Below are 11,121 nucleotides of genomic sequence, written 5' to 3' on the forward strand. Positions count from 1 at the left end.
GGACTAGCAACAAAAGGTTTGACGATGACGATTGGAATGAACTCGGAGTTCGACGTGAACCAGACCATGCAATCGCTCGATGGAACGCCTCCGCGATGGAACCGCAAAGAGGCCGAGGCCATCTACGGCATGCCGTTCAACGATCTGCTGTTCCTAGCTCAGACGATCCACCGCCAGAACTTCGATCGAAACCGAGTGCAGCTGTCGCGGCTCCTTAACATCAAGACCGGCGGCTGCCCCGAAGATTGCGGCTATTGCAGCCAGTCTGCGCATTACGAAACCGGGGTGAAGGCGTCGAAGCTGGTGGACGCCAAGCATGTCATCGACGAAGCGGCCAAGGCGCGTGATGGCGGCGCAACGCGCTATTGCATGGGCGCGGCGTGGCGAAGTCCCAAGGAGCGCGACATGGACGTCGTGGTCGCCATGATCGAGGGCGTCAAGGCGCTCGGCATGGAGACCTGCATGACACTCGGCATGCTCGATCTTGAGCTAGCTGCTCGCCTGAAGCAGGCCGGTCTCGACTACTATAACCACAACATCGATACCTCTGAGCGCTACTATGGCGAGGTTATTTCAACCAGGACTTTTGCCGACCGGCTGGAAACGCTTGGGCACGTGCGCGCGGTTGGGATGAAAGTCTGCTGCGGCGGCATTGTCGGGATGGGAGAAGAAAAGACCGATCGCATCGACATGCTGGTCACGCTCGCGAACCTGCCCGAGCCGCCGGAAAGCGTGCCGATCAACATGCTTATTCCCATCGAAGGCACGCCGCTTGCCGCGGCCGACGCCATCGATCCGATCGATTTCGTCCGCATCGTTGCGCTCGCGCGGGTGATGATGCCGAAATCCTTTGTAAGGCTGTCCGCCGGCAGGACGGCGATGAGCGACGAAACGCAGGCGCTGTGCTTCTTTGCCGGCGCCAATTCGATCTTTGTCGGCGACACGCTGCTGACGGCGGGAAATCCCGGCGAGGACAAGGATACCCTTCTGTTCCGGCGCCTCGGCATTGAGCCTATGGAACTCGCCACGCAATGAAGGAGGCAATTCTTGCCCGCTATGACGCAACCTTGCGGGGACTGGGGCGCAAGGACCGGTTGCGGACGCTCGCACCGCGCGCCGGGCTCGACTTCTCGTCGAACGACTATATCGGACTTGCCGCCTCCAAAAGACTGGGCGATGCGGTTTCGACGGCGATTGCGCGGGGCACGCCAGTGGGCGCCACCGGATCGCGGCTGTTGCGCGGCAATGCACCGGAACATGAGCAACTGGAGGCGGACGCAGCGGCATTTTTCGGAGCCGAGCGTGCACTGTTCTTCGGCAGCGGCTATATCGCCAACTTCGCTCTGCTGACGGCCCTGCCGCAGAAAGGCGACCTGCTGGTCCTCGACGAGCTCGCTCATGCCAGCATGCATGAGGGTGCCCAGGCCGGGCGCGCTGAGTTCAAGCTGGCCGCGCACAACGACGTCGACGCTGTCGAGGACGCAATCACCCGCTGGCGCGCCGAAGGCGGCATGGGGCGGGTGTGGATCGCCTTCGAAAGCCTTTACAGCATGGATGGCGACCGTGCGCCGATGGAGAGCCTGGTCGCGCTGGCTGATCGGTACCAGGCATTCATCGTCGTCGATGAAGCGCATGCCACCGGCGTCTGGGGACCGGACGGCCGGGGACTGGCCGCCGCGTATGAAGGCCGCGACAACATCGTCACGCTCCACACATGCGGCAAGGCGCTTGGCGCATCCGGCGCGCTCGTTACCGGACCGCGAACACTGTGCGACTATCTTATCAACCGGTGCCGGCCATTCATCTATGCGACCGCACCATCGCCGCTGATGGCAGTCGCGGCACGTGAGGCGCTGACTATTCTGTCTGACGAGCCTATGCGTCGTGCTCAGTTGCACGAGCGTGTCGCTTTCGCGAGCCGGCAATTGGCCGAACGCTGCGGCGTGATGCCCAGCGGCTCGCAGATCCAGCCGCTTGTGATCGGCGATAACAGCCGCACCATGGCGGTGGCGGCAGGACTGCAGGCACGCGGCTTCGACATACGCGGCATTCGCCCGCCGACAGTGCCTGAGGGTACGTCGCGCCTGCGCATTTCGCTGACTCTCAACGTCGACGAAGCCGACATTTCCGCCATGGTCGAGGCTCTCGTCGGAGTGTTGGCCACAGCATGACCAAACGCATCGTCGTCACCGGAACAGACACTGGAATTGGCAAGACAGTGTTTTCGGCCGGACTTGCCGGGCTGCTCGACGGCTTCTACTGGAAGCCGGTGCAATCGGGCCTCGACGAGGAGACCGACAGCGAGGTCGTCGCCCGGCTTTCCGGCTTGCCCGACGGACGCGTGCTGCCCGAAGTCTATCGACTGACGATGCCGCTGTCGCCGCATCGATCAGCCGAAATCGACGGCGTCGCGATCGAGGCCGACGATCTTTCATTTCCGGTCCTGCCGACACCGCTCGTCATCGAAGGCGCCGGCGGGCTGATGGTGCCGCTCAATCGACAGACAAGGTTCATTGACATATTCGAACAATGGCGGCTGCCGGTCATACTGTGCGCCCGCACCGCGCTTGGCACCATCAATCATACGCTGTTGTCGATCGAGGCCCTGAGAGCCCGCTCCATCCCGCTCATCGGCATTGCCTTCATTGGCGAAGAGGTGGCCGATACACAAAGGACAATCGTGGAATTCGGCGGCGTGCCGCAGCTGGGCAGGCTGCCGCACCTCGGTCCGCTGACGGGTGAAACGTTGAGAGATGCAATGATTTCCGGCTTCGACCTGGCCATGATTGCCGGAGGCGACTGATGGCGCAGTCTCGAGTCTGGCATCCGTTCACGCAGCACGCGCTAGAGCCCTCGATCCCTGAAATCGTGCTGACTGAAGGCGCCTATCTCCACAAGGCCGACGGCTCCCGCATCCTGGATGCGATTTCTTCCTGGTGGGTCGTCACTCATGGCCACCGCCACCCCCGCATCATGAAGGCCATCGAGACGACCGCGTCGAGCCTCGACCAGATCATCTTCGCAGGCTTCACCCACGAGCCGGCCGAGCGCCTGGCCGAGGCGCTTGTCGGCCTCGCACGCGCCGGCCTTGACCGGGTGTTCTATTCCGACAGTGGCTCGACCTCCATCGAAGTCGCGCTGAAGATGGCGCTCGGCTATTTCCGCAACATCGGCGCGCCGCGTTCGCGCATCGTCGTCATGGAGCACAGCTATCATGGTGACACGATTGGGGCGATGAGCGTCGGCGCCCGTGGCGTGTTCAACGCCGCCTACGAGCCCTTGCTGTTCGAGGTCGACACCATCCCCTTCCCGGCCGCCGGGCGCGAGCAGGAAACGCTGGATCGGTTCGAGGCACTCTCCCGCGACCGGCGCGCCGCCGCGCTGATCGTCGAGCCGCTCGTGCTCGGCGCCGGCGGCATGCTCATGTATCCGGCCTGGGTTCTGACCGAATTGAAGAGGATCACTGAGGCCGCCGGCACGCTGCTGATCGCCGATGAAGTGATGACCGGCTGGGGGCGCACCGGAACCATGTTCGCCTGCGAACAGGCGTCCGTCTCGCCGGACATCCTGTGCACCTCGAAAGGTCTGACCGGTGGTACCATCCCGCTGGCCGCCACGATCGCCACCGATGCCATCTTCCAGGCTCACTATTCCGAGGATCGCAAGAAGACGTTTTTCCATTCGAGCTCCTACACCGCCAATCCGATTGCATGCGCGGCGGCACTTGCCAATGTCGAGATCTGGCACGACGAGCCGGTGGCCGAGCGGATCGCGGCCTTGAGCGAGCGACAGGCCGCCGGGCTTCGACGCTTTCGCGACAACCCTCGCTTCACCGATTGCCGGACAACCGGCACCATCGCGGCAATCGACCTACGCACCGGCTCAGCCGGTTATCTGGCCGAGATCGGGCCAAAACTGCGCGCTTTTTTTCTTGAGCGCGGCCTGCTCGTGCGCCCGCTCGGCAATGTCCTGTACCTTCTGCCGCCCTATTGCATTACCGGCAACGAGTTGGATGGGCTCTATGACGCCATCGAGGAGGCCGGCGAACGCTTCGGCTCAAAGCCATGAGCCGATCATCGCGCATTCTCGGGCTTGGCCATCATGCGCCCGCGCGCAAGGTGGAGAATCCGGAAATCGAAGATCGTCTCGGGCTTGAACCCGGCTGGATCGAGCGGCGCACCGGGATACGGTCGCGCTTCTGGGCAGCGGACGAAGACACGCTGTCGGCCCTTGCCGCGCACGCCGGCGACATGGCGCTGACCAATGCCGGTATCGACCGCGGCGACATCGGCCTGCTGTTGCTCGCTACCTCCACACCCGATCATCTTCTGCCGCCAAGCGCGCCCCTGGTCGCACATCGGCTGGGACTAGGTCGCGCCGGCGCGATCGACCTGACCGGCGCCTGCGCCGGCTTCATCTATGCGCTGATGTTCGCCGACGGCTTCACCCGCCTGCACGGCAGGGCGGCCCTTGTCATTGCCGCCAACATCCTCAGCCGCCGCATCAATCCGGCCGAGCGCGCCAGCGCCGTGCTGTTTGCCGATGCCGCCGGCGCCGTGGTGATCGGCTCGTGCGACGACACTGACCGGGGCATTCTTGGCGCTTCGGTGGATTCCGACGGTTCGGGCTACGGGCTGATCCAGATTCCCGCCGGCGGAAGCAACACCCCGTTCCATGGCGACCTCGACCTCGAGCAGACACGGATGACGATCACTGACGGCCGTGAAGTGTTCAGCAAGGCCGTGGAGATGATGACCGCCTGCTCGAGAGATGCGCTCACTGCTGCCCGACTGAGGCCGCAAGACCTCGATCGTTTCGTGCCGCATCAGGCCAATGCTCGCATTTTCGAGGCGGTCGGCGGGAATCTCGGCATCGCAGATCACTCCATCGTCAAGACGATCGCCGAGTATGGCAACTCTTCCGCCGCGACGATCCCGCTCTCATTGTCGCTCGCCCATCGGGCGCAGCCGTTTCGGCCTGGCGAGAAAGTCCTCTTGGCGGCAGCGGGTGCGGGTCTCAGCGGCGGCGCGCTTGTCGTGGGAATTTAGTAAAGCGACGCTTGCGCACAGGACTGCTCATGAATGAGACTATGAGAATGGCTCAATACGTAAATAGTCGCCGGCAAGCTCCATAGAGCTGGTTCCGTGCGGTGCTCCGCGATGTCTAAGTACCGAACCGCTTGCTCAAATCGCAGCGCTCATCGAAGGCCAGCAAAACCTCATGCAGAGCGAAAATCCTCAACCGCCCGTTTCAAAGACGCTGGCTCCATTTCGAAACAAGGTGTTTCGCTCAATTTGGACGGCCACCCAGATTTCCAGCCTGGGTTGGCTAGTGCAAACGGTCGCCATCAGCTGGCTTATGGCAACGATTTCTGCGTCCGACCTTATGGTTGCACTCGTCCAGGCCGCATCTACATTGCCGGTGTTCTTCCTCTCAGTTTTCGCCGGAGCCATTGCCGACAACTTCAGCCGCCGGTGGGTGATGTTTGCGGGACACTGCCTGATAGCTTCGGCGTCGACGACGCTGATGATTTCTGTGGGTCTGGGATTTGTCAGTCCTTGGCTGATTCTCGGGTTAGGTTTCCTGGCCGGCTGCGGCTTTGCCTTGAATGATCCGGCCTGGCACGCTTCGGTCGGCGATATCCTTCACAAACGCGACATTCCGGCCGCAGTGACGCTTATGTCCGTCGGATACAACATTGTGCGCAGCGTTGGTCCGGCCTTGGGGGGCGTGATCCTGGCCGTCTTTGGGCCGCTGGCCGCTTTCGCCTTGGCTGCGGTGAGTGATCTGGCGCCTATAAGCGCGATATGGCGCACCAAATGGGAGGTCCGCTCTTCGCCTCTCCCTCGTGAGAGAATGACGACGGCAATTCATGACGGAGTGCGCTTTACGGCGATGTCTTTGGAGATCAGGGCAGCGACCGCCCGAGCAGCTCTTTTCGGATTGGCAAGCATCTCCATTCTGGCGTTGCTCCCTCTCGTCGTCCGGGATCAGTTGAAGAGTGGGCCAATTGTCTACGGTATCTTATTGGCCGGCTTCGGCATGGGTGCTTTCATAGCGGGCATGGGCAACGGCTTCTTGAGGAAGGTCACGTCTCAAAACAGGCTGGTGGCCTTCGCCTCTGTGGCTTGTGCAGTCTGTTGCCTCTCCCTTGCCCTGACATCGTCGGTTCCTGTGGCGGCCATTTCGCTGGCGCTCGGCGGAGCGGGTTGGCTTATCACCTGGACGGGCATTGACGTGTCGGTGCAGTTGGCAAGCCCAAGGTGGGTTGTAGGCCGCACGCTCTCCATTTACTACGCCTTGAGCGCAGGCGGTATGGCTGCTGGCAGCTGGATCTGGGGTTCTGTCGCGCAAAACTATTCCTTGACCTCAGCATTGGAGGGCGCCGCGGGCGCTCTGTTGCTGGTTGCAGCAGCGGGGATCGTGTTGCCGGTCCGTCCCTGGGAAGAAACGGATCAAGAAAGTTCAGTTTTTCATCCGCCGGACGTGGCTCTCGATCTGAAACCCAGAAGTGGCCCTATCGTGGCCAAGGTCGAGTATTTGATATCGGAGGAAAATATCGAGGCCTTTCTGGGCTACATGCGCACGCGGCGACACGTCCAGAGCCGTGCCGGTGCACGAAACTGGACGCTCCAGCGAAATCTGCAAACACCGTCACTTTGGACGGAGACATTCCGCACCCCCACCTGGATGGACTTTCTCCGCCTAAATCATCGACTCACCGCAGCAGATAAGGAAGTCGGCCAGCATCTCCTGTCACTGCATGAAGGAGAGCTGCCTCCGCAGACAGTGCTTTCGATTGAACGAACGACCGAGGCAATTCGTACCCGTACCTCGACAATCTTTTCTCGTCCTCCAAGATGACGCCAGCAAGCTGCTATCCAAGGACAGGGTGGATCACCGGTGCTTTGCAGAGCACAGCCTCACACCGAGAGCAGCGTGCTCCGAGTTGTGCGCTTTCGAGCGCACCCAGGCGAGATGATGGGAAACGCGGCGTCAAGTGGAAGTCCCCTGCATGCGCTTGCGGAGTCTTCTGCGAGAGCCCATGCCGACGAGCGCCAAACAAGGTCTGATGCCTTCCGAGTCGTGGCCTCAACTCATCGATTCGCGAGAAAAGCATCGAATGCAGCAGCAACGGCGCGAACAACAAAGCGGTGCTCCGGCCGCACGCGGATGAAGCCGTTTTCGACGTCCACGATCCCCTCCTCAGCCAGCGTCACCAAACGCTCAACTGAATCGAGAAAACGAGCTGGTTCGATTTCGTGGGCGGCACAGATGGTCGGCACGTCGGCCTCCAAATCGCACATCAGTCGCTCGATGATTGCTGCGCGCACCCGGTCATCGTCGGTCAGACGGTGGCCCTTTGATGTCGCCAGACGTCCACTTGCGATGTGCCGGGCGTAAGAATCCCGTGTTACTTCGTTCTGAACGTACCCCTCGCCGACTCGGCCAATAGCCGACGCGCCGAAGCCGATCACGGTCTTGCAAGTATCGGCCGAGTATCCCAGCGAATTACGCCGCAGACGCCCGGTCTTCTGCGCTAGCGCGAGTTCGTCGTCCGGCAAAGCGAAATGATCGAGCCCGATCTCCCGGTAGCCGGCGCCAACCAGTGTCTCGGCGACAGCTGCAGCCTGTTCGGCGCGAACATCGCCGTCCGGTAGACCTGCCTGCTCGATTAGGCGCTGATTCTTTATCACGGAAGGAATATGCGCGTAGCCGAACACCGCAAACCGGTTGGGGCGCATGGCGACCGCAGCCATCGCGGTCTGGATGCAGGACTGCACAGTCTGTTTCGGGAGACCGAAGATGAGATCGAAGTTGATATGGCCAACGCCATGCCGGCGGAGATTTTCGACGGCAGCGGCCGTCTGCACCTTACTCTGGATCCGATTGATCGCCTTTTGCACATCGGGATCAAAGCTCTGCACGCCGATGCTCGCGCGGTTGACACCGGTAGCTGCCAAGGCTTCGGCCATTTCCGGTGTGAACGTTCGGGGATCGATCTCCACGGCGATCGCAGCAGTTTTGCTGAAAGCGAAGTGGCGGCGTAGAAATTCCATCAGCGCCAAGTACTCGGCTGGCCCGATAAGGTGAGGCGTTCCGCCGCCGAAATGCACATCGCTCACCGGCAGCCCTTGCCGCGCTTGCTCCGACACCAAACTGATCTCCTGACGCAGCACCGCCAAATAATTAAGGATCGGGCCGTTGCGACGGGTGACCGCGGTAGGGAAGCCGCAATACCAGCACATGGATCGGCAAAACGGAATGTGGAAATAGAGCGACACCGATTCGTCGGCCGGGAGGCCCCTCAGCCATTCCTCATAATCGTCAGCACCAACCGCCGCAGAGAAGTCTGGCACAGTCGGATAGATGGTATACCAAGGCGGCCGGGGGTCCCGGTACTTTGTCAGGATTGAGGTGTGCAAGGAGCTGTCGTCCCACGTCGCTGATCCATCATTGTTTCGTTGCGCGCTCGTCCTGTCTCTGACCTAAGTCAGTGCGTCCCGCTTTCTCCGCGTTTTCAAGGCGGAGGCGGCGATGTCGCAGTCTCGCTTGGACAGGACGGTATCAACCGAGCGCGCGTGCCATGGTCCGCCTGAGGTGATGGTGCGGTGCCGCATTCAACGTTTGAGTACGTGACGCCGATGCAGTGTGCTTGAGGCGTCTGCGGAAGAACTTTGCAATGCGAAATTCATGTCCGACGCCAAACGTCGCAACGCACCTGTCAAGCCTCGTTCAGACGCCATCCAGGTCCAGCCAGCGGCCTTCCCTGCCGGCCGAAAAACCATACCGGCTTTAGCCACCGAGACGCTCTAAAGCTGACGTCCGCTCATTTGATGAAAGGAAGGCGCCGCTAGGGGGTGCACAAGGCTCCCCAGCTTGACGTCGCTTCGAGCGATGAGCGGCGGTGTGGCTTGTCGTCAAGCGCCGGGCAGCGTGCCCCCTACCGATATCCCGAAAAGATCGACCAAGATCGCCATCCCGACGCCACACGCGGTCTGGATGAGGCCGACCATGAAAATGCGATTGGCGCGTTCGTAGATGGGGCGGCGCAAGGAACTCATGTCGAGCAGCATGGACAGCGCTCTCATCTGCAGTGCGATGCCGAGCAGGATCGGCACTACGGCGAACAGATCGTAGAGTTGCCATGGCAAGGGGTTCGCCGCCCAATGAGTGAGGAAGCCGAGCGAAAAGGCAAGCAGGATACCCACGGCAGTGATTGTGCCGTTGCGGAAAATGGTCTCGATCAGTTCTTCCTTCGGATCGTGCTCGTCCAAGCGGCTTCCTTTCGTTGCTCTTTCCGTCGAGACTAAGTTCTCGAGAATGCTGTTCATCGCCAATTACTCGAGGCGAGCCGTAGGCAACCGTTTCAGGGTGCGATCCCTTCTCGCTATCGGCCGCGCAATGTACCTGCACGGCGAACTTACAGCGGCGAAAAGGTGCTTCGGCCACCATGCGACACATCGGACGTGGACGCCCTCTGTTCCTGGCGCAGCCCTTGCGGACCGCACGCGCGCAGTAATCCTTCTCGGTAGCGCATGAAGCGGCCTCCGTTGCGGTCAGACGGGAAGCCGTCGCTGTTAAACGAGACTGTCACATATCGAACATGGCGAACCGTGTCGCACATTGCTTTTCGCAGTGACCCTCAAAAAAAGTGATTCCAGCGAGACGAAGGCGCGTCGGCCCAATTTTGGTGTCGGCCGCATCTACGCTTCAGGTTGGCATGTCGCTTGCTGCTCTATTCTGAGGCTGCAGCGGTCTGACCGGAGTGTTTCACATATAAACGATAATGAATCTCCTAGCAGAAAACACTATTCTAAGTACATGTGGCTTCTACGCTGGATAACCTCCCATGTCAAGCGCTTTTACGTCCACAAATTGGAGACAACACGCACAAAATTTAGAGTAAAGCTTTCTCTTACGCCTCTATCCTTTTTATTCCTTCATGGAGATCTAGACATGTACATCAAGAATCGTCTTCTCGGCTTAACTGCTCTGATCGCCGCCTCCGTCGTTCGAGCAGCTGGCGCCGAGCGGGAACCGGCCGAGTACATCAAGATCTGCGACGTCCTCGGCTCGGGGTATTTCTATATTCCCAACACCGACACCTGCCTGCGCATCGGCGGCTATGTCCGTTATGATATCGGCCTGGGTGATGTCCGATCCTATGACAGCGCAAGAACCTCGGATGTGAGAACTGGCGAGGACCAAGGCACTTGGCGAAACAACACACGCTTCACGTTCAAAACTTGGAGCGGCCAGCAGACCGAGCTCGGCGCGTTGACGACCTATACCGAAACCCACGTGAATTTTGGCAATAGCGCTAACTCGCGTGACAGTCCTCAGAACTATGATTTCAACAGCGGCCTCGCACTGGCTTCTGCCTGGGTCGAGCTGGGGGGCCTGCGAGTTGGCAAGGACGGGTCGGCCTTCGATACGTTTGTAAGCTACGCTGGCAACGTTCTCGATAGTATGCTCGTTCGGTCGGCCGGCTTCGACACCAATGTGGCTCAGTCCTACTTCGACGCCGGCAACGGCATTTCGACCGTGATTTCGCTCGAACAAGGATCGGGCTCAGCCGGTACTATCGACAGCTATATTCCGCACGTTGTCGCCGGCTTGAAATACACGCAAGGCTGGGGCTCGATCACCGGCGTCGCGGCTTATGACAGCAACTACGAAGCTTTGGCCGGCAAGATCCGTGTCGACGTCGCTGTCACAAACCAGCTGTCGCTGTTTGGACTGTTCGGCTACGGTTCCAATGGCAGTCTCAACGAGGACTCAAACGGCGCAATCGCCAATCATGGGCGCGGCTCGTACAAAATCTGGAACGGCCAGTGGGCTTTCTGGGCGGGCGCCACCTACGAGTTTGACGAGAAAACTTCGTTCAACCTTCAGGTCTCGGGTGATCAGCTCAAGGACTCTGGTGTGGCTGCAAACGTCGTCTATATGGTCGTTCCTGGCCTCACGGTCACAGCCGAGGTCGATTACGACCACTACGGCAACTTTGGCGTCGGCCCTGCCGACCCTACGACCGTCAAGGGCACGAGCAAGCCGAACAGCGTCGGCGGCATTCTCCGCCTCCAACGCTCATTTTGAAATCTCTCCAGCCGCGAGCAT

9 protein-coding genes are annotated in these 11,121 nt (G+C 60.6%); 7 read left to right on the top strand and 2 right to left on the bottom strand.

Going from position 1 to position 11,121, the window contains the following annotated elements; translation table 11 throughout:
* Positions 1-66: 66 nt before the first annotated feature.
* From bioB to EOB36_RS08365, 6 genes are all read left to right on the top strand, one after another.
* Positions 67-1,035: a biotin synthase BioB gene (gene bioB, locus EOB36_RS08340; protein WP_245329906.1), complete on the top strand. Its 969-nt coding sequence runs from the start codon at positions 67-69 to the stop codon at positions 1,033-1,035.
* A complete protein-coding gene (locus tag EOB36_RS08345) occupies positions 1,032-2,171 on the top strand; it encodes an 8-amino-7-oxononanoate synthase (RefSeq protein WP_024505572.1) in 1,140 nt (379 codons plus the stop codon). The genes bioB and EOB36_RS08345 overlap by 4 nt, the downstream gene beginning before the upstream one ends.
* Entirely contained in the window at positions 2,168-2,803 is a 636-nt protein-coding gene (bioD, locus tag EOB36_RS08350; RefSeq protein ID WP_095486071.1) for a dethiobiotin synthase, read from the top strand. Before EOB36_RS08345 ends, bioD begins: the two co-directional genes overlap by 4 nt.
* Positions 2,803-4,068 carry an adenosylmethionine--8-amino-7-oxononanoate transaminase gene (locus tag EOB36_RS08355; RefSeq protein WP_095486070.1) on the top strand — a complete coding sequence of 422 codons (1,266 nt, stop codon included), beginning with the start codon at positions 2,803-2,805 and terminating at the stop codon, positions 4,066-4,068. The genes bioD and EOB36_RS08355 overlap by 1 nt, the downstream gene beginning before the upstream one ends.
* Positions 4,065-5,048: a beta-ketoacyl-ACP synthase III gene (locus EOB36_RS08360; RefSeq protein WP_095486069.1), complete on the top strand. Its 984-nt coding sequence runs from the start codon at positions 4,065-4,067 to the stop codon at positions 5,046-5,048. Before EOB36_RS08355 ends, EOB36_RS08360 begins: the two co-directional genes overlap by 4 nt.
* 172 nt (positions 5,049-5,220) lie before the next feature.
* The gene (locus EOB36_RS08365; RefSeq protein WP_095486068.1) at positions 5,221-6,864 is read left to right on the top strand and encodes an MFS transporter; all 1,644 of its coding nucleotides are present in this window, start codon (positions 5,221-5,223) and stop codon (positions 6,862-6,864) included.
* A gap of 233 nt (positions 6,865-7,097) precedes the next feature.
* On the opposite strand, the gene hemN is transcribed toward EOB36_RS08365, so the two are convergent.
* Positions 7,098-8,426: an oxygen-independent coproporphyrinogen III oxidase gene (gene hemN, locus EOB36_RS08370; protein ID WP_095486067.1), complete on the bottom strand. Its 1,329-nt coding sequence runs from the start codon at positions 8,424-8,426 to the stop codon at positions 7,098-7,100.
* Between the two features lie 495 nt (positions 8,427-8,921).
* Positions 8,922-9,278, bottom strand: a complete 357-nt coding sequence (locus tag EOB36_RS08375; RefSeq protein WP_091595902.1) for a hypothetical protein — start codon at positions 9,276-9,278, stop codon at positions 8,922-8,924.
* A gap of 682 nt (positions 9,279-9,960) precedes the next feature.
* Here EOB36_RS08375 and EOB36_RS08380 point away from each other — a divergent pair.
* A complete protein-coding gene (locus EOB36_RS08380; RefSeq protein WP_095486066.1) occupies positions 9,961-11,100 on the top strand; it encodes a porin in 1,140 nt (379 codons plus the stop codon).
* The last annotated feature ends 21 nt before the right edge of the window (positions 11,101-11,121 follow it).

It is taken from the genome of Mesorhizobium sp. M6A.T.Cr.TU.017.01.1.1 (assembly GCF_004023115.1).
GTDB classification, from domain to species: Bacteria; Pseudomonadota; Alphaproteobacteria; order Rhizobiales; family Rhizobiaceae; genus Mesorhizobium; species Mesorhizobium mediterraneum.